Below are 24,779 nucleotides of genomic sequence, written 5' to 3'. Positions count from 1 at the left end.
AGCCACGGTCGCGGGGCGTGGCCCGCGCACCGGGCGCCCGCGCCCACCAGAGCCCGGGGCACAATCCCGGCCCCATGGCATCTCCCCCTCAACTCCTGGTCGCCGGCGGCGGCATCGGCGGCCTGGCCGCTGCGCTGGCGGGCGCGCGCGCGGGCTGGCCGGTGCGCGTGTTCGAGCGCTCCGCCGCCTTCAGCGAGGTGGGCGCCGGCGTGCAGCTGGGGCCCAACGTGGTGCGCGTGCTGCAGGGCTGGGGGCTGGACGCTGCCCTGCGCGCCGTGGCCGCGTTCCCGCCGCGGCTGCAGGTGCGTGACGCGGCCAGCGGCCAGGCCCTGGCCAGCCTCGGTCTGGCCGACATGCCGGCGCGCTACGGCGCGCCCTACGCCACCGTCCACCGCGCCGATCTGCTGGCGCTGCTGCATGCGGCCGTGGCGACGCGGGCCGATGTGGCGCTGCAGCTGGGCCAGCGCGTGCAGGGCTTTGAGGACGATGGCGGGCGCGTGCGGCTGCACACCGCTGGTGGCACGGCCGAGGGCGCCGCGCTGGTGGGCGCCGACGGCCTGTGGAGCGGCGTGCGCACCCAGCTGCTGGACGACGGCCCACCGCGCCTGACGGGCCACCTGGCCTACCGCGCGCTGCTGCTGCAGGCCGCCTTGCCAGCCGCGCTGCGCAGCGATGCCGTCACGGCCTGGCTGGGGCCTCGGCTGCACGTCGTGTGCTATCCCGTGCAGGCCGGCGCGGCGCTGAACGTCGTGGCCTTCGTGCACGGAGCGCCGCCGGGTGGCGCACGGGGCGCGACGCCCGATGCCCTGGCCGACTGGAACCACGCGACCAATGCCGCCGACGTGCAGGCCGCCCTGGCCGGTTGCTGCGCACCGCTGCAGGACCTGGTGCGCACCGTGCCGGCCTGGCGCCTGTGGGTGCTGGCCGACCGGCCGCCGATGTCATCGGCCGCGCAGCATGCGCGTGGCCGCGTGGCGCTGCTGGGCGATGCGGCGCACCCGATGCGCCCGTATCTCGCGCAGGGCGCGGGCATGGCGGTGGAGGATGCCGATGCACTGGGCCGGGCGCTGCTGCACGGCGGCAGCGATGTGCCGGGAGCGCTCGCCGCCTACGCGCAGGCGCGCTGGCAGCGCAATGCGCGCGTGCAGGCCCGCGCACTGCGCAACGGCGTGATCTTCCACGCCACGGGCCCGGTGCGCTTGGGGCGCAATCTGTCGCTGCGGCTGTTGGGAGAACGCGTGCTGGACATGCCGTGGTTGTATGGGGAGCAAGCCCGGGCAGCCCGCTGATGCACGACAGCGCAGTTCGCGCCCGTCCCCCACATTGCGCAAGCCCGGTTTGATCGCCATGCAGGCCGGCGGCAGACTTGCCTTTCCGCTTGGACACACACCGAAAGGACGGGCGACATGGCAGGCATGAACGAGCAGTTCCAACGCGAACTGCTGAAACTGGGCTTCATTTCCTACAGCGAGCAGGACACCCTGTGGAGCATCGCCAAGCGTTGCGCGGCCATTGCCGGACTGCCGCTCGGCGTGGCCATTGGCGTTGCGAGTGCCAAAGGAGGGACGGTCGTGGTCCCTGGCGTCGGAACGATCTCAGCTGGGCTGGCCGGTTTCCTGGCAGGCTTGACGAGCGGCACGGCCATGTGCACGGCAGCCAATCTGAGTTACCGCAACGAAATGCGCAGACTGCTGCAATAGGCCATCCGTTCACGATGATGCGGCCCCGAGCACGGCCAGCACGATGCCGTGCACCAGCCCCGGCACCGGGCAGCGCCACAGGTCGCGCCAACCCGGCACCAGCCAACGCAGTGGCCGGGGCACGCGGAGGGACCGGGTGCCGAAACGGCGGCTTCCTGCAGGGCCTTGGCAGCCGGTGCCTGGGGCATGCGCGATGCTCCTACACGCCCAGGCGCCGCGGTTGGACCTGCGTCATGCCGATGCGAGATCGGCCAGTGCGGACAGGCTTACCGCGGCGGGCGCACTTCCTTGATCTGCACGTCTTCGACGTCCTGCGAGGGTTCGGCGCGCGCGCCGGTGTCGGCGCCCGGCGCGCCACGCGGGCCGCGCCGCGTGGCCTGCTGCTGCCAGTCGCGGTAGCGGCGCCAGCTCTGCGAGGGGTCGATGCCCATGCCGAACGCGATCACGGGCTTGCCCGTGATGCGCGCCCACAGCACGCGCAGGCCGAACACCACGGCCAGCACGGCGACGGCCACGAAGATGCCGGCGGCCACGACCAGCCCCGCCAGCAGCAGGACCACTTGCAGCACCAGGCGCACCAGGCCTCCGATCACATCACCCACAGGCCTTGCACTCCCTTCAAAGCTGGCTTGCATCAATGCACCACCCGGTCGAACCGGAACTCACCGGGCGACTGGATCGGGTCCACGTCCACCGGGATCACCGACTTGGGCGCGAAGCGCCCCTCCAGCAGCAGCTTGGACAACGGGTTCTCGATGCGCTGCTGGATCGCCCGCTTCAGCGGACGAGCACCATACACCGGATCGAAGCCCACCTTGGCCAATTCGCCAAGGGCCGCAGGGGAAACGTCCAGCGTCAGGTCCATGCGCGCCAGCCGGTCGCGCAGCACGCGGATCTGGATGTCGGCAATCGCCTCGATGTGCTTGGCGTCCAGCGCGTGGAAGACCACGGTCTCGTCGATGCGGTTCAGGAACTCGGGCCTGAAGTGGTTCTTGAGCTCGCCTTGCACCGCGTCCTTGATGTCCTCCGCGTCCTTGCCCACCATGGCCTGGATCAGGTGCGAGCCGATGTTGCTCGTCATCACGATCACGGTGTTCTTGAAGTCCACCGTGCGGCCCTGGCCGTCCGTGAGGCGGCCATCGTCCAGCACCTGCAGCAGCACGTTGAACACGTCGGGGTGCGCCTTTTCGATCTCGTCGAGCAGCAGCACGCTGTAGGGCTTGCGGCGCACGGCTTCGGTGAGGTAGCCGCCCTCCTCGTAGCCCACGTAGCCGGGCGGCGCGCCGATCAGGCGGGCCACCGAATGCTTTTCCATGAACTCACTCATGTCGATGCGGATCAGGTGGTCCTCCGAGTCGAACAGGAAGCCGGCCAGTGCCTTGCACAGCTCGGTCTTGCCCACGCCCGTGGGGCCCAGGAACAGGAAGGAGCCGGTGGGCCGGTTCGGGTCCGACAGGCCGGCGCGCGAACGCCGGATGGCGCTGGCCACGGCCGTGATGGCCTCGTCCTGGCCGACCACGCGCTCGTGCAGCTTGGCTTCCATCTGCAGCAGCTTGTCGCGCTCACCCTGCATGAGCTTGGACACGGGGATGCCCGTGGCGCGCGCCACGACCTCGGCGATCTCCTCGGTGCCGACCTGGGTGCGCAGCAGGCGATGGCCCGCGGCCCCGCCCTTGCCGGCCTCCTTGGCCTGGGCTTCCTTGAGCTTCTTCTCCAGCTCAGGCAGCTTGCCGTACTGCAGCTCGGCGACACGGTTGAAGTCGCCCTTGCGCTTGAGCTCCTCGACCTGGAAGCGGGCCTTCTCGATCTCTTCCATCACGTGCTTGGAGCCCTGGGCCTCGGCCTTCTCGGCCTGCCACACCTCGTCCAGGTCGGCGATCTCCTTTTGCAGCTTGGCGATCTCGTTCTCGATCAGGCCGAAGCGTTTCTGCGAGGACTCGTCCTTCTCGCGGCGCACGGCTTCGCGCTCGATTTGCAGCTGGATGAGCCGGCGGTCCAGACGGTCCATGACCTCGGGCTTGGAGTCCATCTCGATCTTGATCTTTGCCGCGGCCTCGTCGATCAGATCGATGGCTTTGTCGGGCAGGAAGCGGTCGGTGATGTAGCGGTGCGAGAGCTCGGCCGCGGCCACGATGGCCGGGTCGGTGATCTGCACGCCATGGTGCGCCTCGTACTTGTTCTGCAGGCCGCGCAGGATGGCGATGGTGGCCTCCACGGTCGGCTCGCCCACCAGGATCTTCTGGAAGCGGCGCTCCAGCGCGGCGTCCTTCTCGATGTACTTGCGGTATTCGTCCAGCGTGGTCGCGCCCACACAGTGCAGCTCGCCACGCGCCAGGGCCGGCTTGAGCATGTTGCCGGCGTCCATCGCGCCCTCGGCCTTGCCCGCGCCCACCATGGTGTGCAGCTCGTCGATGAAGACGATGGTCTGGCCTTCGTCCTTGGCCAGGTCCTTCAGCACGGCCTTGAGCCGCTCCTCGAACTCGCCGCGGTACTTGGCACCGGCCAGCAGCGCGGCCATGTCCAGCGACAGTACACGCTTGCCCTTGAGCGAGTCGGGCACCTCGCCGGCCACGATGCGCTGTGCCAGGCCTTCGACGATGGCGGTCTTGCCCACGCCAGGCTCGCCGATCAACACGGGGTTGTTCTTGGTGCGGCGCTGCAGCACCTGGATGGCGCGGCGGATCTCGTCGTCGCGGCCGATCACCGGGTCGAGCTTGCCCATCCTGGCGCGCTCGGTCAGGTCCATGGTGTATTTCTTCAGGCTGTCGCGCTGGCCTTCGGCGTCGGCGTTGTCGACCTTCTGGCCGCCGCGCACGGCGTCGATGGCCGACTCCAGCGACTTGCGCGACAGGCCGTTGTCACGCAAGAGCTGGGCGATGTCGGCCTTGCTGTCGGTCAGCGCCAAGAGGAACAGCTCGCCGGCGATGTATTCGTCGCCGCGCTTGAGCGCCTCTTTCTCGGACGCCTGCAGCAGGCTGGTCATGTCGCGGTCCAGCGTGACCTGCTCCTGGCCATGCACCTGGGGCAGGCGTTTCACGGCGCCCTCGGCCGCGGCCAGCAGGCCCTGCACGTTGGTGCCGGCGCGCTGCAGCAGCGCACGCGGGCCGTCTTCCTGCTTGAGCATGGCGACCAGCACATGGGCCGGTGCGATGTAGGCGTTGTCGTTCGCCAGCGCCAGGGATTGGGCTTCGCCCAGGGCTTCCTGGAATTTGGTGGTGAGTTTGTCGATGCGCATGGGTGCGTTCTCCTGATTCCCCAAAACATAGGGCGGCAACAGGGTTTTTCAAGAGCCCGCCGCCCGCGGATGGCCGTGGGTGGCTGCCTACAATCGCCGGCCATGGACATCCGCCAGGTCTCCGTCACCTACCGCGAGGAGCAGGACCGCATCCTCGTGCGCATCAACACCGCGCAGGGCGAAGAGCTGCGCCTGTGGTTCACACGCCGGCTGGTGCTGGGCCTGTGGCCCGTGCTGAACAAGGCCGTGGTCCAGGCCGGGGAGCTGGCCGCCGTGGCCGCGGGCCGGCCGGCGCCGGCCGACCAGGCGGCACGCCAGGCCATCGGCGCCTTCGAGCGCGAGGCGGCCCTGAGCAAGGCCAACTTCACGGCGCCCTACCAGAGCGCCGAGAAGGCCGCGCTGCCGCTGGGCGCCGAGCCGCTGCTGGTCAGCGAGGTGCGCATCACGCCGCACGCCAGCGGGGCCCTGCAGATCGCGTTCCAGGAAAAGCTGCCCGACCTGCCGACGCCGCGCGGTTTCCAGCTCGAGCTGCGCGGGGCGCTGATCCATGGCTTCACGCACCTGCTGGAGCAGGCCATCGCGGCCGCGCAGTGGCGCGCGGGCGTGCCCGGCGAGCTGGCCGAGCCCGACACCGGGCCGGGGCCGCTGGAGCCACCGCGGCGCTATCTCAACTGAACCTGAAGCGTTCTGAAATCGGTGGCGCGCCACCGCTAAAACGCTTGCCCTGGCCTGCGCGCCGTGGGACAAGCGGCTCCCGCCACCAGGCAGCCCGGGAGCAGACATGACAACGAACCGCGTCGAACGCGTGGCCATCTATCCGTCCATCGGCATTGCACGCGTGGGCGACAGCCCCGATGCATTCTTCTTCGGCCCCGAGGTGCCCGGCCAGCAGCCTGGCGATGGCGAGAACTACCGCGACGCACAGGGCCGCATCAAGCGACAGGCGGCGCGCTTTCGGCTGTACGGGCTGGACGCCGCGGGCCAGGTCGTACGCGAGGTGACGCTTGCCGACGGGCCCATCACCTGGAGCGTGCAGGTGGCCAACGAGAAGGCTGCCTGGTTCAACTTCGACCAGGCCATGGACATTCCGGCCAGCCGCGGCGACCTGCCGGGCGTGCCCGCGCTGGCCAGCCTGCGCCGCAACCGCAGCGTGCAGGGAGCAGCGCGCGAGCAGCTGCGCATCCGGCCGCGGCCGCGCTCCATCGGCGGCAGCCGCCAGAGCGGCCAGGCATTCGATGACGGCTGCTTCTACGGCAGGCCGGTCTATCTGGGCGAGCTGCGCACCGACGAGGCCGGCCGGCTGATCTTCCTGGGCGGCCACGGCAAGTCGGCCTCGCACGACGATGTGCCGCCCAGCGGCTTTGCCAACAACGACGGCTGGCACGACGACACCTGCGACGGGCCGGTGCAGGCGAGCGTGGTGCTCGATGGCCGTGCGCTGCAGGCCGACGGTGCCTGGGTGGTCGTGGCGCCGCCGGACTTCGCGCCTGGCGTGCAGGCGCTGGTGACGGGCTGGGACCTGCTGCGCGAGGTGGGCTGCGCGCTGGACACGACGCTGCGGCCGCCGCGTCCGCGCTTTTCCACCGACATCTTTCCGCTGCTGTCGCGCTTCTCGGACGCGCAATGGGTCAACGCCGGCTTCGCGCTGGAGTTCGGCTGGGGCGCGGCCAACGACTTTCGCGGCGCGGAGCTGCTGCGGCGGCTGAACGACCCGTCGCCGGCTGCCCAGCCGCTGCGCAGCGCCGTGTTCAACCGCTTCCGGCATGCGGACTACGGATGGCAGCAGGCCGATGCCTGGCCGGGTGTCTACGGCGATGCCGCCACCGTGGACGCAGGCTCGACCGACCCGCGCAACTGGATGGCGATCCTGCCCACGCAGTACGCGCTGCTGGCGCAATGGGCCGGGGGCGACTTCATCGCCGACGGCCTGCCGCCCCCGCCCAAGCCCTGGGACGAGCGCACGCCGGCCGAGCAGGCCCAGGGCCTGGACCGCGCCGTGCTCGACGAGACCACGGGCGGGCCGTTCCACCCCGGCTGCGAGTTCACATGGCCGATGCGCCAGCCCACGCTGTACTCCGCGCCGTTCCGGTTGCGCCGCCGCCAGGGAGAGGAGCCCGACGCCGGCCCGGTGTTGACCTCCGCCGGCGCCATGGCCCCAGGCGGCCCGCTGGACGGCTGCGCGCCCGGGAGCCTGACGCGCTGGATGGCCTGCCCGTGGCAGACCGACACCGCCAGCTGCCTGTCCGCCTACCGGCCCTGGAGCGGCGAATACCTGCCGACCTTCTGGCCCGCGCGTGTGCCCAACGACGTGCTGACCGAGGCGCAGTACCAGACCCTGATGGACCCGGCGCTGCCGCTGGACGAGCGGATGCGCGCGTTCGACCCGGTGCACCGGCCCAAATGGCTGCGCGGCATCGTCTACCAGCCCGACAGCGACCCGCCGGCGTTGATCACCGACCCCAACCCGCGCGCCGTGTTCATCACAGAATGGCCGCACATCGGCATGGTGACGCGCCGGCCCGGGCCCAGCGACCAGCCCGCGCTGCCGGCCCGGCTGTGGGTGGAGACCGGCCGCACGCTGCCTGGCACGGCGCAGGGCGCGGCGACGACGCCGCTGTGGACGCACGACCCGGCGCGCGAGCGTTGAACCCGGCCGAATGCTTCGACGTGGCCGTGCTGGGCCGCGGCCCGGCGGCCATGGCCGCGGCCATCAGCCTGCGCCGCGCGGCGCACCGCGTGCTGGTGCTGGCGCCCGCACGGCCCGCCCCGACGCCCCCGGGCGACAGCCTGGCGCCGGACGCCAAGCACCTGCTGCGCCGCCTGGGCGTGTGGCAGGCGTTCGAGGCCGACGGGCATCTGGCCTGCCACGGCAACCGCTCGGCCTGGGCCACGTCCACGCCCCGGCACTTCGACTTCATCCACCACCCGCAAGGCCATGGGTTCCACATCGACCGCGCGGTGTTCGACCGCCGCCTCGTGGAGCGGGCGCGCGCGCTGGGCGCCGACATCGACAGCTTCGATGCGCCGCCGGCCATCGTGCCAGACGCTGCTGGCTGGCAGGGCCAGCATGGCCCGCGCCGCTGGCAGGCGCGCTGGGTCGTCGACGCCAGCGGCCAGGCCAGCTGGTTCGCACGTCACCAGGGCGTGGCCCGGCTGCAGGACGATGCCCAGGTGGCCCTGGTGGCGACGCTGCAGGCGCCTGGCCTGCCGGCCGACACCGCGAGCCTGATCGAGGCCGTGCCCCGGGGCTGGTGGTATTGCGCGCCGCTGCCGCAGGGGCGGTGGTCCGCCATGTTCTTTACCGACGCCGATCTGCACGACCACCGCGCGCTGCGCACGGCCGCCGGCTGGCAGGCGCTGCTGGCCGGCGCGCCGCTGACGTGGACGCGGCTGCAGCAGCATGGCGCGGTGCTGGCCGGCGCGCCCGCCTTCACGCCGGCTGCCAGCGCGCGCCTGGCCCGGTTCGCAGGCCCGGGCTGGCTGGCGGTGGGCGACGCCGCCATGCGCTACGACCCGCTGTCGGCCCACGGCTTGACCGTGGCGCTGCACAGCGGCATCGAGGCCGGGCAGGCGCTGTCTGCCAGCCTGGCCGGCGATGGCACCGCCGTGCAGCGCTATGCGGACGCACTCGACCACGCCCATGCGCTGTATGCGCGCATGCGGCTGGGCTTGTACCGCGAGGCCGTGCGTTTCGCCGGCCAGCCCTACTGGCAGCGGCGCCAGCGCGAGGCCGTCGCGAGTTCCTGAGCGCGCCCCTTCCCATGCACAATGCCCGCCAGCCGTCCGCTTCGGCGACGGCGGCATCCCGTCGACGGCGGGACGCGCATCGCACGCTTGCACCACAGGGGGAAGGATGGCTTCGCTGTACCGCTCTGGACGGACCGAGATCCGGCTGCAGGAACGCCGAATCCTCGTCGATGGCATTTCTGTCGCCATCGGTGCCCGGGCTTTCGATTTGCTGGAGGTGTTGCTGCAGCACCGCGACCGCGTGGTCGGCAAGAGCGAGCTGCTCGACCGCGTGTGGCCCGGGCTCGTCGTCGAAGAGAACAACCTGCAGGTGCAGATTTCGTCCCTGCGCAAGGTGCTGGGTGCGCAGGCCATCGCGACGGTGGCCGGCCGTGGCTACCGGCTCGTCATGCCGGTGGTGGAACAGGGTGCCGCGACGGACGCCGCGGCCGCGCCGGCCGACACGGCGCTGCGGCACAACCTGGCGCCCGAGCGCAGCCGCTTCATCGGCCGCGCGCACGAACTGGCCGAGTGCCGGCAAGTGCTGGCCGACGCGCGGCTGCTGACGCTGGTGGCCATCGGCGGCTGCGGCAAGACGCGCATGGCCATGCAGCTGGCGCGCCAGCTGCTGCCCGCCCAGGCCGACGGCGCGTGGTTCATCGACCTGGCGCCGCTGCAGGACGCCACGCGCGTGCCGCTGGTGCTGGGCGCCGCGCTGGGCGTGTTCGAAAAGCCGGGCACCACACTGCTCGATCGCCTGGTGCAGCACCTCGCGGCGCGCCAGTGCCTGATCGTCATGGACAACTGCGAGCATGTGGCCGCCACGGCAGGCGCCCTCATTGCCACGCTGCTGCGCACCTGCCCGCAGGTGCGCGTGCTGGCCACCAGCCGCATCCCGCTGAACCTGGCCGACGAGCGCGTGTTCCTGCTGCCGCCGCTGGCCTGCCCGCCGGCCAGCGCACCGGCCGCGGCCGACGGCTTCGACGCCGTGCGCCTGTTCGTCGACCGGCTGCAATGGGTGAACCCCGAGTTCCGGCTCGGCGAGGGCAATGCGCGCGTGGTGGCCGACATCTGCCGGCACCTGGACGGCATCCCGCTGGCGCTGGAGCTGGCGGCGGCGCGCGCCAACGTGCTGTCGCTGCCGCAGATCCAGGAACGCCTGGGCGACCGTTTCCGGCTGCTGACCGGTGCGGCGCGCAACCAGCCGCGCGTGCAGACGCTGCGCGCCACGATCCAGTGGAGCTACGACCAGCTGCCGCCGCCACTGCAGCGGCTGTTCCGCTGCGCAGGCATGTTCGCAGGCAGCTGGACGCTGCAGGCGATGGTGGCGGTGTCCGGCGACGAGGCCGACGAGCTGGAGGTGCTCGATGCGCTGTCGGCCCTGGTCGACCAGTCGCTGGTGGTGGTGGTGCCGCAGACCGACGACGAGTCACGCTACGGCCTGCTGGAGACGGTGCGCCTGTTCGCCAGCGAACAGCTGCAGCTGCACGGCGAGGCCGCGGCGGCGCGCATGCGGCACCTGCACTACATGGCGGGCTGGGTCGAGTCGGGCGTGGCCAAGCTGCAGGGGCCGCGGCAGCGCGAGTGGCTGCTGCAGCTGGACGCGGACCGCGAGAACCTGCTGCTGGCCCATGCCTGGGGCGACGAGACACCGCCCACGGACGACTGCGTGCTGCGCCTGGTCGCCTGCCTGCAAGGCTACTGGCGCAGCCGCGGCACGGCGGACCTGGGCTACCAGGTCGGCATGCGCGCGCTGGTCTCGGCGCGGGACGCCGCGCCCAGCCTGACCAAGGCCCAGGCCATCTCCGCGGTCGGCGAACTGGCCTACTTCCTGGGCCAGTACGCCGACGCCATCGCGCTGCTGAAGGACAGCCTGGAGCTGGCGCGCAGCCTGGGCGGGCAGCGCCAGATGGCGCAGTCGCAGCTGTGGCTGGGCATCGCCTGCCTGGGCCATGGCGACCGCCCGGCCGCGCGCACGCACTGCGCGGCCGCGCTGGCGCTGGCGCGCAGCACCGGTGACCGCGCGGTGCTGAACCAGGCCATCCTGGCCATGGGCGTGGTGCACCTGGCGTTCAACGAGCTGGCCGCGGCGCGCCCCCTGTTCGAGGAATCGCTGGTGCTGGCCCATGCGCGCGGCACGCCGATCCACGTGGGCCTGAGCCTGCTCAACGTGGCCTGGGTGTCGATCGGCCTGGGCGACGTGGCGGCCGGGGCCAGCTACCTGCTGGACGCGATCCGGATCGCGCAGGACATCCACCACGAGTCGCTGGAGCAGATGGCGCTGGACGCGTTCGCCGGCTGGGCCGCGCTGGCCGGCCAGAGCGCGCAGGCCGCACGCCTGTACGGCGCCGGGCAGGCCTGCATCGACCAGATGCGCCAGCGCCGCCAGCCCGCGATCGAAGCCCTGCTGCTGCCGCGCATCGCCCAGCTGCGCGCGGCACTGGGCATGGTCGCGTTCGAGACCGCGATGGCCGAGGGCTATGCGCTGGACAGGCGGCTGGCCGTGGCCGAGGCGCGCGCCGCCCTGGAGCGCGCCGACACGCCCCCGGCAGCGCCGCGCTGACCCGCCCGCCCCGTTCAGGCGTTGCGCGCCGCGATGCCCCAGCGCGCCAGGGCCTGGTCGTCGCTGACGCGTGCATCGACCCAGCGTGCGCCCTGGGCCGTCTGCTCCTTCTTCCAGAAGGGCGCCTGGGTCTTGAGGTAGTCCATCAGGAATTCGCAGGCCTGGAAGGCCACGCCGCGGTGCGCAGACGCCACGGCCACCAGCACGATCTGGTCCAGCGGCAGCAGCGGGCCGACGCGGTGCACCACGCGCGCGGCGTGGATGTCGAAGCGCGCGAAGGCCTCGTCGACCATGGCCTCGATGGCGCGCTCGGTCATGCCGGGGTAGTGCTCCAGCTCCAAGGCCGTGACGGCGCCGGCCACGTCGGGATGGCGGTCGCGCACCGTGCCCAGGAAGCTGCAGACGGCGCCGATGCGCGCGTCCTGCGCGCGCAGCGCGGCGACCTCGGCGCCCAGGTCGAAGTCGGCGGTCTGGATGGCAACGCGGGGCAGGGGCATGGCGCGATTGTGGGGCAGGCGATTAGACTTGCGCGCCATGTCCATGTCGACCCGCCGCCACGCCATTGCCCTGCACGCCCGTGTCGGGACGGCCACCCGCGCTGCGAAACAACTGGACAAACCGCTGCTCGTCTGACCGGGGCTGCGGTTCCGTCGTCGGATGCGCGACGGAAACCTGGCAGCCCCACCCCCGCTTCTCGTTTCGCGCACATCCTGTCGACGGTGACCCTTCGGTCGTGTTCTCGACAAGGAAAGCCATGCGTCTGCAATCGAATGTGCCCGCCCCGTTCACGGGGTTGTGGATCCCTCTCATCACGCCGTTCCTGGACGGCACCGTCGACCATGCCGCGCTCGCGGCACTGGTGCGCGGGCTCAGGCCCTGCGGCATCGCCGGCTTCGTGGCCTGCGGCAGCACTGGCGAGGCCGCTGCGCTGGACGCGGACGAACAATTGGCTGTGCTGGATACCGTGCTGGCCGCAGCCGACGGGTTGCCCGTGGTCATGGGCATCGGCGGCTACCACCTGCCGCGCGCACTGGCAGCCGTGGCAGAGGCCGGCAAGCGGCAGATCGCCGGCCTGCTCATCGCGCCGCCCTGCTATGTGCGGCCCGCGCAGGCCGGGCTGCTGGACTGGTTTCGCACCCTGGCCGATGCGAGCCCGGTGCCCGTGATGCTCTACGACATCCCTTACCGCACCGGCGCGGAGCTGCATTTGCCGACCCTGCTGGCCCTGGCCGAGCACCCGCGCATCTGGGCCGTGAAGGACTGCGGCGGCGACGCGGCCAAGACCCAGGCGCTGATCGCCGATGGCCGCCTGGCCGTGCTGGCCGGCGAGGACGCGCAACTCTTCGGCACGCTGGCCCTGGGCGGCGCCGGCGCGATCGCCGCCAGCGCGCACCTGCACACCGCGCGCTTCGTGCACGTGATGTCCTTGCTGGCCGACGACCGGCTGCAGGAGGCGCGTGCGCTGTGGCAGCCGCTGCAGCCGTGGATCCGCGCCATCTTCAGCGAGCCGAACCCGGGGCCCATCAAGGCCTTGCTGGCGCATGCGGGCGCCATCGGGCCCGGTCTGCGCGCGCCGATGACGCCGGCTTCGGACGGGTTGCTGCAGCGTCTGCTCGCGCTGCAGGAAGGCTTCAGCCGCCCGTGACGGGCGGGAAGAACGCGACCTCGCCGCCCTCGCGCAGGGCAGCGGTTTCCGCGCACATGGCCTGGTCCAGCGCCATGCGCACGGCGCGGCCGCGGGCCAGGTGCTCGGCGTAGGCGCCACCGCGTGCCAGCAGCTCGTCGCGCAGCGCGCCCAGGGTGGCGGCCTGCGTGTCGACCTGCTCCGCGCCCAGGCCCAGGCCCTCGCGGATGGAGGCGAAATAGCGCACGTGCAGCTTCATGCGAACAGCTCGGCGAACGGCAGGAAGCGCACCGTGTCGCCCTGCGCGATGGTCTGGCCCGGGCCGGTGTCGACGAGGCCGTCGCCCCAGACGGTGGAAGTCAGCACGCCCGAGCCCTGGTTCGGGAACAGGTCCAACCCGCCACGCTCGTTGCGCCGCGCGCGCAGGAACTCGCGGCGACGGTCGGCGCGCGGCCAGTCGAAATGGGCCGGCAGGTTCAACACGTGAGGCTGCAGGGTCGATGCGCCCTGCAGCTTGAGCAAAAAGGGGCGCACCAGCACGATGAACGTGACCAGGCTGGACACCGGGTTGCCTGGCAGGCCGATGAAATGGCAGGCACCGCGGCCGCCGTCCAGGCTGCCATAGGCGAACGGCTTGCCGGGCTTGATCGCGATCTGCCACAGGTCCAGCCGGCCGAGGGCCTGCACCGCAGGCTTCACGTGGTCTTCCTCGCCGACCGAAACGCCGCCGCTGGTCAGGATCACGTCGTTGCGGGCGCTGGCCTCGCGCAGCGCGGCGATGGTCGCCTCGCGCTGGTCCGGCACCACGCCCAAGTCCTGCACCTCGCAGCCCTGGCGCTGCAGCAGGCTGCGCAGGAAATAGCGGTTGGAGTTGTAGATGGCACCGGGCCGCATCTGCGCGGGCGCCACGGTGCCCGGCATCACGAGCTCGTCGCCGGTCGAGAACAGCGCCACGCGCGGCCGGCGCGCCACGGGCAGCTCGGCCGAGCCGATGCTGGCCGCCAGCCCCAGCGCGGCCGGCGACAGGCGCGTACCGCGCGCCAGCACCACGGCGCCGTGCGCGATGTCCTCGCCGGCGCGACGGATCGCCAGCCCCGGCGTGGGCGCGCGGCGCACGCGGATGCGGCCGTCGTCCAGCAACTCGCAGTCTTCCTGCATCACGACCGCGTCGGCGCCATCGGGCACGGGCGCACCCGTGAAGATGCGCGCCGCCGTGCCCGAGGCCAGCGGCGTGCCGGTGCTGCCGGCCGCAATCCGCTGCGAGACCGGCAGCACGGCGCCGTCCACCGCCGCGTCGGCGCAGCGCATGGCGTAACCGTCCATGGCGCTGTTGTCCAGCGGCGGCACCTGCAGCTCAGAGCGCAGGTCGGCCGCCAGCACGCGGCCGTCGGCGTCGAAGGTGGAGACGGTGTCGACGTCGGGCAGCGCCGCGGCATAGGCCAGCAGCTCGGCCAGGGCGTCGTCGAGGGACTTGGGCGTGGAAGCGGTCATGGGGTGTTCTCGAACAGCGCGGCATTGTCGAGCAGCCAGCGCACCAGCGCCGGCACGTCGTTCAGATCCAGCACCGCGCCCAGGGGCTGGGGCTGCAGTTCGGCAGGCGCGTCGGTGGCCACGGCGAGCACGCGGGCGTCTTCAGGGTAGCGCGGGGGCCGCGGGTCGCCGGCGCGGCGCAATTCGATGCGCGGAATGTCGTCGTGCTTGAAGCCTTCGACCAGCACCCAGTCCACGTCGCGGCGCAATTCGGCGATGAGCATGGCGACGCTGGGCTCCTGCTCGGCTTCGTACTCGCGCACCAGCGCCAGGCGGCGGCTGGAGGCCACGACGACCTCGAAAGCGCCCGCCTCGCGGTGCCTGTAGCTGTCCTTGCCCGGGTGGTCGATGTCGAACCCGTGGTGCGCGTGCTTGACGACCGAGACACGCAGGCCCCGGGCCTTGAGCGCCGGGATCAGTTGTTCGATCAGCGTGGTCTTGCCGGCACCCGAGTAACCGGCGAAGCCGACGACGTGCATCACCCGGTCAGTCGCAGTGCGTGGCGATGTAGGCCTTGACCACGTCCACGTCGGCCGCCACGCGCTCGACGCGGCGCGGCAGGTCTTCGATGCCTTCGAACCTGGCCGGGCGCTCGGGCGAGCGGCCCAGGGCTTCGACGATGGTCTCGGCGAACTTGATGGGCAGGGCCGTTTCTAGCACGACCATGGGGATGCCGGCCTGCACCTGCTCGCGCGCCACCTTCAGGCCATCGGCCGTGTGCGTGTCGATCATCTGGCCGAAGCGCTGCCAGGTGTCCTGAATGGTCGCCAACCGGTCGGCGTGCGTGCTCTTGCCGCTCACGAAGCCGAAGCGCTCGGCCGCGGCCGCGAACGCCGGGTCCAGGTGCAGGTCGAAACTGCCGCTCTCGGCCAGGCGCTGGCCGAACAGCTGCCCGGTGCGCTGGCCGTCGCGGCCCAGCAGGTCGAACACGAAGCGCTCGAAGTTGGACGCCTTGGAGATGTCCATCGACGGGCTGCTGGTCTCATGCGTATCCGCGCTGCCGCGCACGCGGTAGACGCCGGTGCGGAAGAACTCGTCGAGCACGTCGTTCTCGTTCGTGGCCACCACCAGCCTGGCGATCGGCAGGCCCATCATGCGCGCCACGTGGCCAGCGCAGACGTTGCCGAAGTTGCCGGAGGGGACGGTGAAGCTGACGGGGTCGCCATCCTTCTGGGTCGCCTGGAAGTAGCCCGCAAAGTAATAGACCACCTGCGCCAGCAGCCGCGCCCAGTTGATCGAGTTGACCGTGCCGATGCGGTACTTGCGCTTGAAGTCCAGGTCGTTGGAGACGGCCTTCACGATGTCCTGGCAGTCGTCGAACACGCCGTCCACAGCCAGGTTGTGGATGTTGGCGTCGAGCAGGCTGAACATCTGCGCCTGCTGGAACGGGCTCATGCGGCCATGCGGCGAGGTCATGAACACGCGCACGCCCTTCTTGCCGCGCATGGCGTACTCGGCCGCGCTGCCGGTGTCTCCACTGGTCGCGCCCAGGATGTTGAGCTCTTCGCCGCGGCGGCCCAGCTCGTACTCGAACAGGTTGCCCAGCAGTTGCATGGCCATGTCCTTGAAGGCCAGCGTGGGGCCGTTGGACAGGGCTTCGAGGTACACGCCGTCCTCGAGTTGGCGCAGCGGCACGATGGCATCGGTGCCGAACACGTCGCGCGTGTAGGTCTTGGCACACAGCGCCTTGAGGTCGGCGGCCGGGATGTCGTCGATGTAGAGCGACAGGATCTCGAACGCCAGTTCGGCGTACGGCAGCTGACGCCAGCGCGCCAGCGTGGCCGTATCGACTTGCGGGTACTGCTCGGGCAGGTACAGGCCGCCGTCCGGCGCCAGGCCTTCGAGCAGGATCTCGCAGAACTGCTTGCGGTCTGCGTGGCCGCGGGTCGAGAGATATCTCATTGCGCGCCCGGCCGCCCGAAGGGCAATGAGCGCCCCCTTGGGGGGCAGTGAACGAAGTGAACGTGGGGGTTGGACATACTTCAGGCCAACTCTTCCTTGCGGATGCGCGTGATGGGCGCGAGCACGGTCGGCAGCGACTGCATGCTGGCAATGGCGGCATTCATCTTGGCCTCCTGGCAGTCGTGCGTCAGGATGATGAGGTCGGTCTGGGTGGAGCCCTCGCCGCCTACTTCGTCGGCCTCGCGCTGCAGCACGGCGTCGATGCTGATGTCGGCCTCGGCCAGCAGGCCCGTGACCTTGGCCAGCACGCCGGCCTGGTCGGCCACGCGCAGGCGCAGGTAGTAGCTGGTGACGACCTCGCCCATGGGCAGCACCTTCAGGTCGCTCATCTCGTTGGGCTGGAAGGCCAGGTGCGGCACGCGGTGCTCGGCATCGGCCGTGTGCAGGCGCGCGATGTCGACCAGGTCGGCGATCACGGCGCTGGCGGTGGGCTCGCTGCCCGCACCCTTGCCGTAGTACAGCGTGGTGCCGACGGCATCGCCCTGCACGACGACGGCGTTCATCGCGCCTTCGACATTGGCGATCAGGCGCTTGCTCGGCACCAGGCTGGGGTGCACGCGCAGCTCCACGCCCTGAGGCGTGCGCTTGGTGATGCCCAGCAGCTTGATGCGGTAGCCCAGTTGCTCGGCGTAGCGGATGTCCTGCGCGGCCAGCTTGGTGATGCCTTCGACATAGGCCTTGTCGAACTGCACGGGGATGCCGAACGCGATGGCCGACATGATGGTGGCCTTGTGCGCGGCGTCCACGCCTTCGATGTCGAAGGTCGGGTCGGCCTCGGCATAGCCCAGGCGTTGCGCCTCCTTGAGCACCACGTCGAAGTCCAGCCCCTTGCTGCGCATCTCCGACAGGATGAAGTTGGTCGTGCCGTTGATGATGCCGGCGATCCACTGGATGCTGTTGGCCGTAAGGCCCTCGCGCAGCGCCTTGATGATGGGGATGCCACCGGCCACGGCCGCCTCGAACGCGACCATCACACCCTGCTTGTGCGCGGCCTCGAAGATCTCGGTGCCATGCACGGCCAGCAATGCCTTGTTGGCCGTGACAACGTGCTTGCCGGCGGCAATCGCCTCCAGCACGAGCTGCTTGGCGATGCCGTAGCCGCCGATCAGCTCGACGACGATGTCGATGTCCGGGTTGGCGATGACCTGGCGCGCATCGGCGACGACCTGGACCTGGTCGCCGACGATGGTCTTGGCGCGTGCGACATCCAGGTCCGCGACGGCAGTGATCGCGATGCCGCGCCCGGAGCGGCGGCGGATCTCTTGCTGGTTACGGGCCAGGACGTTGAAGACGCCGCTGCCGACGGTGCCGATGCCGAGCAGGCCGACTTGGATGGGTTTCATGCGAGTGCCGCGATCGAAGAGGATGAGGAAGAAGAAGGAGCGGAGCGCACGCGCTTGCGGTAGTGCTCCAGGAAGGTGGCGATGCGCCCGATGGCCAGCCGCAGGTCGTCCTCATGCGGCAGGAACACGATGCGGAAGTGGTCCGGGGTCGGCCAGTTGAAGCCCGTGCCCTGCACCAGCATGACCTTGGTTTCCTGCAGCAGCTCCAGAATGAATTCCTGGTCGTCCTCGATCGGGTACATCTTGGGGTCGAGCCTGGGGAACATGTACAGCGCTGCGCTGGGCTTGACGCAGCTGACGCCTGGAATGGCCGTGATCAGCTCGTAGGCCAGGTCGCGCTGGCGGCGCAAACGGCCCCCTTCGCCCACCAGGTCGTTGATGCTCTGGTAGCCGCCCAGCGCGGTCTGGATCGCCCACTGGCCGGGCACGTTGGCGCACAGCCGCATGTTCGAAAGCATGTTCAGGCCCTCGATGTAGTCGCGCGCGGGCTTCTTGTCGCCCGACACCACGAGCCAGCCGGCGCGGTAGCCGCAGGAGCGGTAGCTCTTGGACAGCGAGTTGAAGGTCAGCGTAAGCACGTCGTCGGACATGCTGGCGATCGCCGTGTGCTTGACACCGTCATACAGCACTTTGTCGTAGACCTCGTCGGCGAACAGCACCAGGCCGTGCGTGCGCGCGAGTTCGACGATGGACTGCAGCAGCGCGTCTGAGTACAGCGCGCCGGTCGGGTTGTTGGGATTGATGACGACGATGCCCTTGGTGCGCGGCGTGATCTTGGCGCGGAGGTCGTCCATGTCCGGCATCCAGCCATTCGCCTCGTCGCAGCGGTAGTGCACGGGCGTGCCACCGGACAGGCTCACGGCCGCGGTCCACAGCGGGTAGTCGGGCGATGGAAGCAACAGTTCGTCGCCATCGTCGAGCAGTGCGTTGGTGGCCATCACGATCAGTTCACTGGCGCCATTGCCCAGGTAGATGTCGTCCAGCGTCACGCCTTTGATGTTCTGCTTCTGGGTTTCGTGCATCACGGCCTTGCGCGCCGCGAAGATGCCCTTGCTGTCCGAGTAACCCGCCGAGTTCGGCAGGTTGCGGATCATGTCCTGCTGGATCTCCTCGGGCGAGTCGAAGCCGAACACCGCAAGGTTGCCGATGTTGAGCTTGATGATCTTCTGGCCTTCTTCTTCCATCTGGCGCGCAGCGTCCATGATGGGGCCGCGGATGTCGTAGCACACGCTGGCGAGCTTGGCTGATTTGTGGATGGTTTTCATGTGCTCCTCCGCAGGCTGGAAAGGCATCGCGCGAGCAGGGCCGCAAGGGCTCCGCGAGAGCGAAAACCTATAATTTGACCACAGTTCACGGGCCAGCCTGGCCCTGCCGCACCCCCAACCATCCCCATGAAATTGCAGCCCGACAAGTCCACCGTCCAGACCATCACGGCCCATGGCCCGGGCTGGATCGGCGTGCAGGCGGACCGCATCGGGCACAGCGTGGTGATCGGCTCGCGCGGCCAGCGCATCGCCTGGCCCTGCGAGCGCTTCGAAGATCTGAACGCCGAGCATTTCGCGCAGCTGGCCGAGTTGGGCAGCGAGGTCGTGATCTTCGGCAGCGGCGCGAAGTTGCGCTTTCCGCAACCGGCCTGGTTGCGCCCGCTGATCGCCAAGCGTATCGGTGTGGAGACCATGGACACGGCCGCCGCCTGCCGCACCTACAACATCCTGGCGCAGGAAGGTCGTGACGTGATCGTGGCCCTGTTACTGGAGCCCGCAGACTCAAGCCCGAGCGGGAGCCGTCGAAACGACTCGTTTTCAGGGTAAAATCGAAGGTTGTCGCATGGGCCGCCGCCGTGGCCAACGCGCACTTTACGACCGAGACTCAAACATATGGCGATCGTTGTCAACAAACCCATTCCGGAATTCGAAGCGAACGCCACGGGCGGCGTGAAGGTCTCCAACACATCGCATCTGGGCCAAGTCCTGGTGCTGTATTTCTACCCCAAGGACAACACGCCCGGTTGTACCACCGAAGCCATGCAGTTTCGGGACAAGTACAAGGATTTCGTGAAAGCCGGTGCCGCCGTGTTCGGCGTGTCGCGCGACAACATGAAGTCGCACGACGAGTTCAAGACCAAGCTTGAGCTCCCCTTCGAGCTCATCGCGGACACCGAAGAGAAGATGTGCCACATGTTCGGCGTGGTCAAGAACAAGATCATGTACGGCAAGAAGGTCAAGGGCATCGAGCGCAGCACCTTCCTGATCGGCGCTGACGGCACCTTGCAGGCCGAGTGGCGCGGGCTGAAGGTGCCAGGCCATGTCGACGAGGTGTTGTTGGCTGTCAAGGCACTGAAAAAGCCCGTCTGAAAGCGCTGGCGACGGCGCATTTTTGGGCCTGCATGGCTCATGCATAATGGGCTCATGCCTGTTGGAAGTACCCAAGCGCATCCCCACTAAAGCCGCCCTGGCGACCGGGCGGCTTTTTTGTTTTCTGCCTGTCCCTTCGATCTCGTCATCAGGAACCACGAAGACCTATGCCTCTGCCCCCACCTCCCGCGAAGCGCGCTGCCACCCTGTCCCCCGACGCGTACGACGCGCCCGCCAGAGCCAGTTCCAAACCCGCCCGCGTGGCCCGCGCCCGGTATGCCGAGCCTGCGCCCCAGGGCATTCCCCAGGTGGCAAGCGAGGCCGAGCAGGCCGTGGTCGACGACATCGCGGTGCCGGTGCTTGCCACCCAAGCGCTGGACGACGCACCGATGGTGCGCGAGCCGGTGCAATCGCCGGCCCCGCGCGGCCGCCGCGCACCGGCGCGTGACGCAGCCCTGCTGACGGCGCCCGTCACCAATGGCAAACGCAAGAGCGCCAAATCGGACGGGCCGACCAAACTCTTCGTGCTGGACACCAACGTGCTGATGCACGATCCGATGTGCCTGTTCCGCTTCGAGGAACACGACATCTACCTGCCCATGATCGTGCTCGAGGAGCTCGACAGCAACAAGAAGGGCATGAGCGAAGTCGCGCGCAACGCGCGCCAGTCCAGCCGCACGCTGGACGGCCTGGCCGGCTCGCCCAAGGCCGACATCGCGGTCGGCCTGAAGCTCGACACCACGGGCCACCAGGAAGCCGGTGGCAAGCTGTTCTTCCAGACGCAGGCGCTGAACGAGTCGCTGCCGGCCAGCCTGCCACAGGGCAAGGCCGATAACCAGATCCTGGGCGTGGTCGAGGCGCTGCGGCGCGAACATGCGCCGCGCGAAGTGGTGCTGGTGTCCAAGGACATCAACATGCGCGTCAAGGCGCGCGCGCTGGGCCTGGCTGCCGAGGACTACGAGAGCGACAAGGCGCTGGAAGACGGCGAGTTCCTGTACTCCGGCGCGCTGGCGCTGCCGCCCGACTTCTGGGCCAAGCACGGCAAGACCGTGGAAAGCTGGCAGCAAGGCCTGCACACCTTCTACCGCATCGCCGGGCCTATCGTGCCCAGCCTGATGATCAACCAGTTCGTGTACTTCGAAGCGCCCGGCGAGCCCAGCCTGTACGCACGCGTGACCGAGATCCGCGCCAAAACGGCGGTGCTCAAGACGCTGAAGGACTACAACCACCTGAAGCACGCCGTGTGGGGCGTGACCACGCGCAACCGCGAACAGAACTTCGCGATGAACCTGCTGCTCGACCCTGAGGTCGACTTCGTCACGCTGACCGGCAACGCCGGCACCGGCAAGACGCTGATGGCCCTGGCCTCGGGCCTCACGCAGGTGCTGGACGACCGCCGCTACACCGAGATCATCATGACCCGCGCCACCGTCAGCGTGGGCGAGGACATCGGCTTTCTGCCCGGCACCGAGGAAGAGAAGATGGGCCCCTGGATGGGCGCGCTGGACGACAACCTCGAAGTGCTGGCCAAGACCGAGACCAGCGCCGGCGAATGGGGCCGCGCGGCCACCAACGAGCTGATCCGCTCGCGCATCAAGATCAAGAGCATGAACTTCATGCGCGGCCGCACGTTCCTGAACAAGTACGTGATCATCGACGAGGCGCAGAACCTGACGCCCAAGCAGATGAAGACCCTGATCACGCGCGCCGGCCCGGGCACCAAGATCGTCTGCATGGGCAACCTGCAGCAGATCGACACGCCCTACCTGACCGAAGGCTCCTCGGGCCTGACCTTCGCGGTCGACAAGTTCAAGGGCTGGCCGCACAGCGGCCACATCATGCTGGCGCGCGGTGAACGTTCGCGCCTGGCAGACTTCGCGAGCGAAGTGCTTTAAACGCCGCACCTTGCATCCCAACGCCCCTGCACGCGCCGCGTGCAGGGGCGCTTGTTTTCAGGCGTCGAGCCTGAGCCCCTTGGGCAATGGGAACTTCACCGTTTCCTGGATGCCCTCCATCTTGCGCACGGCCTGCGCGCCCAGCGCGCGCAGGCGTTCGATCACCTGCTGCACCAGCACGTCGGGTGCCGATGCACCGGCCGTCAGGCCCACGCGGGGCTTACCTTCGAACCACTCGGCCCGCAGTTCTTCGGCGCTGTCGACCATGTAGCTCTCGGTGCCCAGCTTGCGTGCCAACTCACGCAGGCGGTTGCTGTTGGAACTGGTCGGGCTGCCGACCACGATCAGGATGTCGACCTGCGGGCTCAGCACCTTGACCGCGTCCTGCCGGTTCTGCGTGGCATAGCAGATGTCCTGCTGCTTGGGCTCGCGCACCAGCGGAAAGCGCGCCTTCACGGCCGCAGCGATCTCGGCCGCGTCGTCCACCGACAGCGTGGTCTGCGTGACCACGGCCAGGCGCTCGGTCTGGCCTGGCTGCACCTTGGCCACATCCTCCACGTCCTCGACCAGGTGGATGCCGCTGTCGAGCTGGCCCATGGTGCCCTCGACCTCGGGGTGGCCCTTGTGGCCGATCATGATGAACTCGTAGCCTTCCTTGTGCAGCTTGGCGACCTCGACATGCACCTTGGTCACCAGCGGGCAGGTCGCGTCGAAGATGCGAAAGCCGCGGCGCTCGGCCTCGCGCTGCACTTCCTTGCTGACACCGTGGGCCGAGAAGACCAGCGTGGCGCCGGGCGGCACCTCGTCCAGGTCTTCGATGAAGATCGCGCCGCGCGACTTCAGGTCGTTGACCACATAGGTGTTGTGCACGATTTCATGGCGCACGTAGATCGGCGCACCGAACTTGGCCAGCGCGCGGTCGACGATCTCGATCGCGCGGTCCACACCGGCGCAAAAGCCACGCGGCTCGGCCAGGATGATGTCGTTCACGGTGTCGGGCCCTGCCATGTCAGAGCACACCGATCAGCCGGACCTCGAAGGTCACGGGCTGGCCCGCCAGCGGGTGGTTGAAGTCGAAGCGCACGGCCGTCTCCTTGCACTCGATCACGGCGCCGGCGTAAGTGCCCGCGCCGTCCGGCGTGGGGAACTGCACCACATCGCCGGGCTTGTACTGCTCGTCCGGGTCGCCCAGCCTGGCCAGCAGCGCACGCGCGACCCACTGCTGCATCTCGGGATTGCGCTCGCCGAAGGCGACGCCGGCCGGCAGCTCGAAGCTGGTGTGCGTGCCCTCGGCCAGGCCCATCAGCTTGTCCTCCACGGCCGGCGACAACTCGCCCGCGCCCAGCGACAGCGTGGCCGGCTTGCCGCCGAAGGTGTTGATGATGTCGCCGCCCGGGCCGGCCAGGCGGTAGTGCAGCGTCAGGAAGGAGCCGGCGCGCACCACAGGCTCGGCAGGGGAAAGGGGGGTCATGGGGAGTCTCGATAAACTGGCCGACATTGTAGAAACCCGGCCTGCTGGACCCGCCCCATGGTTCTGAAAGACCTTCCCGCCGATGCGCAGCCGCGCGAAAAGCTGCTGGCGCGCGGGCCGCAGGCGCTGGCCGACGCCGAGTTGCTGGCCCTGCTGCTGCGCACCGGCATCATGGGCAAGAACGTGCTGCAGATGGCCAGTGAGCTGCTGGCGCCGCCGCCGCTGGGCTTCGGCGGTGTCGCCGGCCTGCTGCATGCGACGGCGGCCGACCTGGCGCGCATCAAGGGCCTGGGCCCGGCCAAGCGTGCCGAGCTCGTGGCGGTGCTGGAGCTGGCGCGCCGCGCACTGGCCGAGCAGTTGCGCGAACGCGCCGTGCTGCAATCGCCGAATGACGTGAAGCACTATGTGCAGCTGCATCTGGCAGCGCGCCACCATGAGGTATTCGCCGTGCTCTTCCTGGACTCGCAACACCGCCTGCTGGCGCTCGAAGAAATGTTTCGCGGCACGCTGACGCAGACCAGCGTCTACCCACGCGAGGTGGCGGTGCGCGCGCTGCACCACCAGGCCGCGGCCGTGGTGCTGGCGCACAACCATCCCAGCGGGAGCGTGGAGCCTTCGCGCGCCGACGAGGCGCTCACGCACAACCTGAAGGCTGCGCTGGGGCTGATCGACGTGCGGGTGCTGGACCACGTGGTCGTGGCGCCGGGCCAGGCCCTGTCGTTCGCGGAACGGGGTCTGATGTGAGGGCCGGCTCGCTGCAGGACCTGCAGGGCATCCGCCAGCACCTGGCAGAGCGCCGGCAGCAGGCAGCCCTGCGCGAAGCCCGGCTGCTGGAGGCTCAACGCCGCGCCGACGCCGAACGCAACCTGTTTGCGCGCGCGGCAGGCGTGGTGCAGCCCTTGCGCCAGAGCGCGCGCGCGCCAAGCGGGGCCGAGCAGCCGCCACCCATTCCTGTGCAGCAGCAGCTGGACGAGCAGCGCGTGCTGCACGAAAGCCTCAGCGACGAGTTCGACGTCACCACCCTGCTGGACGTCGACGACGCCATGAGCTACCGGCGCGCCGGCATCGGCGCCGACGTGACGCGTCGGCTCCGCAAGGGCGAGTGGAGCATCCAGCGCGAGATCGACCTGCACGGCCTGCGCCGCGAAGACGCGCGCGAGGCCCTGTCGGCCTTCATCCGCGACGCGCACCGGCGCGGCCTGCGCTGCCTGCGCGTGGTGCATGGAAAGGGCCTGGGCTCACCGGGTCGCGTGCCCGTGCTGAAGTCCAAGGTCCAGGCCTGGCTGATCCAGAAGAACGAGGTGATGGCCTTCGTGCAGGCCCGCGCGGACGAAGGCGGCGCCGGGGCGCTGGTGGTGCTGCTGATGGCGACCTGA

General features: G+C 69.8%; 23 protein-coding genes. 12 read left to right on the top strand and 11 right to left on the bottom strand.

Annotated elements, in window-relative coordinates:
- The first annotated feature begins 74 nt into the window (after window positions 1-74).
- Both ASF43_RS07005 and ASF43_RS07000 read left to right on the top strand, forming a co-directional pair.
- A complete protein-coding gene (locus ASF43_RS07005; protein WP_056178270.1) occupies window positions 75-1,289 on the top strand; it encodes an FAD-dependent monooxygenase in 1,215 nt (404 codons plus the stop codon).
- Window positions 1,290-1,406: 117 nt separating this feature from the next.
- Window positions 1,407-1,700, top strand: a complete 294-nt coding sequence (locus ASF43_RS07000) for a hypothetical protein (RefSeq protein WP_056178268.1) — start codon at window positions 1,407-1,409, stop codon at window positions 1,698-1,700.
- A gap of 266 nt (window positions 1,701-1,966) precedes the next feature.
- Here ASF43_RS07000 and ASF43_RS06995 read toward each other — a convergent pair whose 3' ends face one another.
- Window positions 1,967-2,335: a hypothetical protein gene (locus tag ASF43_RS06995; RefSeq protein WP_156373190.1), complete on the bottom strand. Its 369-nt coding sequence runs from the start codon at window positions 2,333-2,335 to the stop codon at window positions 1,967-1,969.
- Entirely contained in the window at window positions 2,335-4,935 is a 2,601-nt protein-coding gene (gene clpB / locus ASF43_RS06990; RefSeq protein ID WP_056178264.1) for an ATP-dependent chaperone ClpB, read from the bottom strand. The genes ASF43_RS06995 and clpB overlap by 1 nt, the downstream gene beginning before the upstream one ends.
- 102 nt (window positions 4,936-5,037) lie before the next feature.
- Here clpB and ASF43_RS06985 point away from each other — a divergent pair, with 102 nt between their 5' ends.
- The 4 genes from ASF43_RS06985 (at window position 5,038) to ASF43_RS06970 (ending at window position 11,224) form a co-directional block, all read left to right on the top strand.
- The gene (locus ASF43_RS06985) at window positions 5,038-5,610 is read left to right on the top strand and encodes a hypothetical protein (protein ID WP_056178262.1); all 573 of its coding nucleotides are present in this window, start codon (window positions 5,038-5,040) and stop codon (window positions 5,608-5,610) included.
- Between the two features lie 106 nt (window positions 5,611-5,716).
- The gene (locus ASF43_RS31210) at window positions 5,717-7,582 is read left to right on the top strand and encodes a LodA/GoxA family CTQ-dependent oxidase (protein WP_056178260.1); all 1,866 of its coding nucleotides are present in this window, start codon (window positions 5,717-5,719) and stop codon (window positions 7,580-7,582) included.
- Window positions 7,552-8,682, top strand: a complete 1,131-nt coding sequence (locus ASF43_RS31205; RefSeq protein WP_162241777.1) for an NAD(P)/FAD-dependent oxidoreductase — start codon at window positions 7,552-7,554, stop codon at window positions 8,680-8,682. The genes ASF43_RS31210 and ASF43_RS31205 overlap by 31 nt, the downstream gene beginning before the upstream one ends.
- 106 nt (window positions 8,683-8,788) lie before the next feature.
- Entirely contained in the window at window positions 8,789-11,224 is a 2,436-nt protein-coding gene (locus tag ASF43_RS06970) for a winged helix-turn-helix domain-containing protein (protein ID WP_056178256.1), read from the top strand.
- A 14-nt stretch (window positions 11,225-11,238) separates the two neighbouring features.
- Here the strand turns inward: ASF43_RS06970 and ASF43_RS06965 are convergent, their stop codons facing one another.
- Window positions 11,239-11,721 (bottom strand): molybdenum cofactor biosynthesis protein MoaE, encoded by a 483-nt coding sequence (locus ASF43_RS06965; protein WP_056178254.1) that lies wholly within the window; start codon window positions 11,719-11,721, stop codon window positions 11,239-11,241.
- Window positions 11,722-11,978: 257 nt separating this feature from the next.
- Between ASF43_RS06965 and ASF43_RS06960 the strand changes: the two genes are divergently transcribed.
- Window positions 11,979-12,869, top strand: coding sequence for a 4-hydroxy-tetrahydrodipicolinate synthase (locus ASF43_RS06960; RefSeq protein ID WP_200932464.1), 891 nt, complete (start codon window positions 11,979-11,981; stop codon window positions 12,867-12,869).
- Here the strand turns inward: ASF43_RS06960 and moaD are convergent.
- From moaD to ASF43_RS06930, 6 genes are all read right to left on the bottom strand, one after another.
- Entirely contained in the window at window positions 12,856-13,107 is a 252-nt protein-coding gene (moaD, locus tag ASF43_RS06955) for a molybdopterin converting factor subunit 1 (RefSeq protein WP_056178252.1), read from the bottom strand. The genes ASF43_RS06960 and moaD overlap by 14 nt on opposite strands.
- A complete protein-coding gene (gene glp, locus ASF43_RS06950; RefSeq protein ID WP_056178251.1) occupies window positions 13,104-14,339 on the bottom strand; it encodes a gephyrin-like molybdotransferase Glp in 1,236 nt (411 codons plus the stop codon). The genes moaD and glp overlap by 4 nt, the downstream gene beginning before the upstream one ends.
- Entirely contained in the window at window positions 14,336-14,857 is a 522-nt protein-coding gene (gene mobB, locus ASF43_RS06945) for a molybdopterin-guanine dinucleotide biosynthesis protein B (RefSeq protein WP_056178249.1), read from the bottom strand. Before mobB ends, glp begins: the two co-directional genes overlap by 4 nt.
- Window positions 14,858-14,864: 7 nt before the next feature.
- Complete coding sequence (gene thrC, locus ASF43_RS06940; protein ID WP_056178247.1) at window positions 14,865-16,280, bottom strand: threonine synthase; 1,416 nt, start codon at window positions 16,278-16,280, stop codon at window positions 14,865-14,867.
- A gap of 80 nt (window positions 16,281-16,360) precedes the next feature.
- On the bottom strand, window positions 16,361-17,683 hold the full coding sequence (locus ASF43_RS06935) for a homoserine dehydrogenase (RefSeq protein WP_056178245.1): 1,323 nt from the start codon (window positions 17,681-17,683) through the stop codon (window positions 16,361-16,363).
- Window positions 17,680-18,948: a pyridoxal phosphate-dependent aminotransferase gene (locus ASF43_RS06930; protein ID WP_056178243.1), complete on the bottom strand. Its 1,269-nt coding sequence runs from the start codon at window positions 18,946-18,948 to the stop codon at window positions 17,680-17,682. Before ASF43_RS06930 ends, ASF43_RS06935 begins: the two co-directional genes overlap by 4 nt.
- Window positions 18,949-19,074: 126 nt before the next feature.
- Here ASF43_RS06930 and ASF43_RS06925 point away from each other — a divergent pair, with 126 nt between their 5' ends.
- The 3 genes from ASF43_RS06925 to ASF43_RS06915 all read left to right on the top strand — a co-directional run bounded on the left by ASF43_RS06925 (window position 19,075) and on the right by ASF43_RS06915 (window position 21,932).
- On the top strand, window positions 19,075-19,494 hold the full coding sequence (locus ASF43_RS06925) for an Mth938-like domain-containing protein (protein ID WP_056178241.1): 420 nt from the start codon (window positions 19,075-19,077) through the stop codon (window positions 19,492-19,494).
- 66 nt (window positions 19,495-19,560) lie between these two features.
- Window positions 19,561-20,037: a peroxiredoxin gene (locus tag ASF43_RS06920; RefSeq protein ID WP_056178239.1), complete on the top strand. Its 477-nt coding sequence runs from the start codon at window positions 19,561-19,563 to the stop codon at window positions 20,035-20,037.
- Between the two features lie 260 nt (window positions 20,038-20,297).
- Entirely contained in the window at window positions 20,298-21,932 is a 1,635-nt protein-coding gene (locus ASF43_RS06915; RefSeq protein ID WP_369803244.1) for a PhoH family protein, read from the top strand.
- A gap of 57 nt (window positions 21,933-21,989) precedes the next feature.
- Here the strand turns inward: ASF43_RS06915 and ispH are convergent, their stop codons facing one another.
- Both ispH and ASF43_RS06905 read right to left on the bottom strand, forming a co-directional pair.
- Window positions 21,990-22,940: a 4-hydroxy-3-methylbut-2-enyl diphosphate reductase gene (gene ispH, locus ASF43_RS06910; protein ID WP_056178234.1), complete on the bottom strand. Its 951-nt coding sequence runs from the start codon at window positions 22,938-22,940 to the stop codon at window positions 21,990-21,992.
- A gap of 1 nt (window position 22,941) precedes the next feature.
- Window positions 22,942-23,403 (bottom strand): peptidylprolyl isomerase, encoded by a 462-nt coding sequence (locus tag ASF43_RS06905; protein ID WP_056178232.1) that lies wholly within the window; start codon window positions 23,401-23,403, stop codon window positions 22,942-22,944.
- A 57-nt stretch (window positions 23,404-23,460) separates the two neighbouring features.
- Between ASF43_RS06905 and radC the strand changes: the two genes are divergently transcribed.
- Together radC and ASF43_RS06895 are read left to right on the top strand one after the other, a co-directional pair.
- Window positions 23,461-24,147 (top strand): DNA repair protein RadC, encoded by a 687-nt coding sequence (gene radC, locus ASF43_RS06900; RefSeq protein ID WP_056178230.1) that lies wholly within the window; start codon window positions 23,461-23,463, stop codon window positions 24,145-24,147.
- Window positions 24,144-24,779 carry a Smr/MutS family protein gene (locus ASF43_RS06895; protein ID WP_056178228.1) on the top strand — a complete coding sequence of 212 codons (636 nt, stop codon included), beginning with the start codon at window positions 24,144-24,146 and terminating at the stop codon, window positions 24,777-24,779. Before radC ends, ASF43_RS06895 begins: the two co-directional genes overlap by 4 nt.

This window comes from Pseudorhodoferax sp. Leaf267, from assembly GCF_001422405.1.
Taxonomy (GTDB): Bacteria; Pseudomonadota; Gammaproteobacteria; order Burkholderiales; family Burkholderiaceae_C; genus Pseudorhodoferax.
This window is presented reverse-complemented; position numbering and strand designations above follow the sequence as displayed.

Coding starts and splice junctions, on each gene's coding strand:
- clpB (WP_056178264.1), bottom strand. CDS start 4,935: ATGCGCATCGACAAACTCACCACCAAATTCCAGGAAGCCCTGGGCGAA.
- ASF43_RS06935 (WP_056178245.1), bottom strand. CDS start 17,683: ATGAAACCCATCCAAGTCGGCCTGCTCGGCATCGGCACCGTCGGCAGC.
- ASF43_RS06925 (WP_056178241.1), top strand. CDS start 19,075: ATGAAATTGCAGCCCGACAAGTCCACCGTCCAGACCATCACGGCCCAT.
- ASF43_RS06965 (WP_056178254.1), bottom strand. CDS start 11,721: ATGCCCCTGCCCCGCGTTGCCATCCAGACCGCCGACTTCGACCTGGGC.
- ASF43_RS06970 (WP_056178256.1), top strand. CDS start 8,789: ATGGCTTCGCTGTACCGCTCTGGACGGACCGAGATCCGGCTGCAGGAA.
- ASF43_RS06905 (WP_056178232.1), bottom strand. CDS start 23,403: ATGACCCCCCTTTCCCCTGCCGAGCCTGTGGTGCGCGCCGGCTCCTTC.
- ASF43_RS07000 (WP_056178268.1), top strand. CDS start 1,407: ATGGCAGGCATGAACGAGCAGTTCCAACGCGAACTGCTGAAACTGGGC.
- glp (WP_056178251.1), bottom strand. CDS start 14,339: ATGACCGCTTCCACGCCCAAGTCCCTCGACGACGCCCTGGCCGAGCTG.
- ASF43_RS06995 (WP_156373190.1), bottom strand. CDS start 2,335: ATGCAAGCCAGCTTTGAAGGGAGTGCAAGGCCTGTGGGTGATGTGATC.
- mobB (WP_056178249.1), bottom strand. CDS start 14,857: ATGCACGTCGTCGGCTTCGCCGGTTACTCGGGTGCCGGCAAGACCACG.
- radC (WP_056178230.1), top strand. CDS start 23,461: ATGGTTCTGAAAGACCTTCCCGCCGATGCGCAGCCGCGCGAAAAGCTG.
- ASF43_RS06920 (WP_056178239.1), top strand. CDS start 19,561: ATGGCGATCGTTGTCAACAAACCCATTCCGGAATTCGAAGCGAACGCC.
- ispH (WP_056178234.1), bottom strand. CDS start 22,940: ATGGCAGGGCCCGACACCGTGAACGACATCATCCTGGCCGAGCCGCGT.
- moaD (WP_056178252.1), bottom strand. CDS start 13,107: ATGAAGCTGCACGTGCGCTATTTCGCCTCCATCCGCGAGGGCCTGGGC.
- ASF43_RS06985 (WP_056178262.1), top strand. CDS start 5,038: ATGGACATCCGCCAGGTCTCCGTCACCTACCGCGAGGAGCAGGACCGC.
- ASF43_RS07005 (WP_056178270.1), top strand. CDS start 75: ATGGCATCTCCCCCTCAACTCCTGGTCGCCGGCGGCGGCATCGGCGGC.
- thrC (WP_056178247.1), bottom strand. CDS start 16,280: ATGAGATATCTCTCGACCCGCGGCCACGCAGACCGCAAGCAGTTCTGC.
- ASF43_RS31210 (WP_056178260.1), top strand. CDS start 5,717: ATGACAACGAACCGCGTCGAACGCGTGGCCATCTATCCGTCCATCGGC.
- ASF43_RS06930 (WP_056178243.1), bottom strand. CDS start 18,948: ATGAAAACCATCCACAAATCAGCCAAGCTCGCCAGCGTGTGCTACGAC.
- ASF43_RS06960 (WP_200932464.1), top strand. CDS start 11,979: ATGCGTCTGCAATCGAATGTGCCCGCCCCGTTCACGGGGTTGTGGATC.